Source organism: Algibacter amylolyticus (assembly GCF_014202225.1).
Taxonomy (GTDB): domain Bacteria; phylum Bacteroidota; class Bacteroidia; order Flavobacteriales; family Flavobacteriaceae; genus Algibacter_B; species Algibacter_B amylolyticus.
The window spans coordinates 1-1448 of sequence record NZ_JACHGE010000023.1 but is presented as its reverse complement, the minus strand read 5'-3'; the positions used below and the strand labels follow the sequence as shown (position 1 = coordinate 1448).

The window sequence follows — 1448 nt, the reverse complement described above, 5'->3', positions numbered from 1 at the left end:
ATCTTTAATTTAAAAGGTTCGCTGTAACGTCTAATTACTTTGTCATTTCTGTACATAATGTTTAAAATTATGTAGCCTTATTTCAGGACGGGTCAGAATTACTTACAACGGTTACGTATAAGAATAGTGCGGTTTTGTGTGCGAGGATTTTCCGCAGGAAAATCAGATGTAACAAAAATGCACTGTTCTTTGTTTAAGCACTAATCTACGCATTATTTTTATGCGATGTTAGCTGTAGTAATTTATTCGAACAAATTAAAATCAACACTTTGTGTAATCCTTAAATCATTCGCATGTTCATTCCAATATTCTTTAAATGCTTTAATATTTTTAGTTTTTAGTTCATTCCAATATTCTGGTGAAATTGCCCAAGTTTCGATTTTAGTAGAAAATAAATCAGTCAGTTTTAATTCAAATTCTAATTTTGATAACTTTTTCCAAGAAGAAATATATTCTAATATCCAATCATCAGATTTTGAATTATGATATCCAATTATTAAAGTTAGTTTATCTTCTTGAGGAATTAAGTTTATAAAAATATAGTTTAATACATTCTCTTTATTTTTTAAAACTTCCAAAGTGTGTTCAGTTGGATTTAATGGTGAATAAGCTGCTGACGCACTTACAGGAATAAATTCAAAATCAATTTTTTCAAATGTAAAATTTGGGGTAGATTCTGAATTGTTTATTTCTAACTCCATTAAGTTTTTATACCAATTTAAATCTTGGATTCCCATTAAATTAGCCTCAATTTGGGATTTTGCCATATTTATAAATTGTGTGTTAGCAGCAAATTGTCTTGAATTTTTCACTCTTTCAAATATGTCGACGTTTACCATTTTTTTTCTCACTTCAGCACATAATGAGCGATATGAAAACAACAATTGACTGTTGTAATCTTCAAGATTATGTTCTTGGGTTTCTATAGGCGCAAATACATTAGTGTCATGAGAATTACAAAACAAAGGATAGGACATTGCATTGTTTATTCCAACCGATTTAATACCAATAATTCCGTCTTTTTCTGCTTTAAAAAAATCATTCCCTTTAATTTGGGTTATGTGATTATTCGTACTTATATAATTTAAAATTCCGTTTTTTTGTAATAAATGAGAGTTAATTGATAGTTCGTCACAGATTAGACATTTGTGTTTTTTAGTTCTTGCATTTTTAAAGATTCTTTGTAGGATTTTAAAATCTTCTTTCATTCGTCTATCCATGCAGTTTTGGGGTTATTACAGCTAACGTTTATGTATAAGAATAGTTGCGGGTTTGTATGCGAGGATTTTCCGAAGGAAAATCAGACGTTACAAACACGCAACGACCTTTGGTTAAGCACTAAACCGCAATTATTTTTATACGGCTTAAGTTTGATTTTTAATAAATCTATTAATTTTAGTAGATATAATAGAAAGAACAAAAGAGAGAATTAAGGTTACTTTATACGG

The 1448-nt window shown here is 28.9% G+C and carries 1 protein-coding gene; it reads right to left on the bottom strand.

Annotated features, from left to right (window positions below; genetic code table 11):
- Positions 1–242: 242 nt before the first annotated feature.
- Positions 243–1208 carry a hypothetical protein gene (locus tag HNQ90_RS17860; protein WP_144118287.1) on the bottom strand — a complete coding sequence of 322 codons (966 nt, stop codon included), beginning with the start codon at positions 1206–1208 and terminating at the stop codon, positions 243–245.
- Positions 1209–1448 lie beyond the last annotated feature (240 nt).

Excerpts from the sequence above, each read along its gene's own strand:
- HNQ90_RS17860 (WP_144118287.1), bottom strand. The coding sequence starts at position 1,208 with ATGAAAGAAGATTTTAAAATCCTACAAAGAATCTTTAAAAATGCAAGA.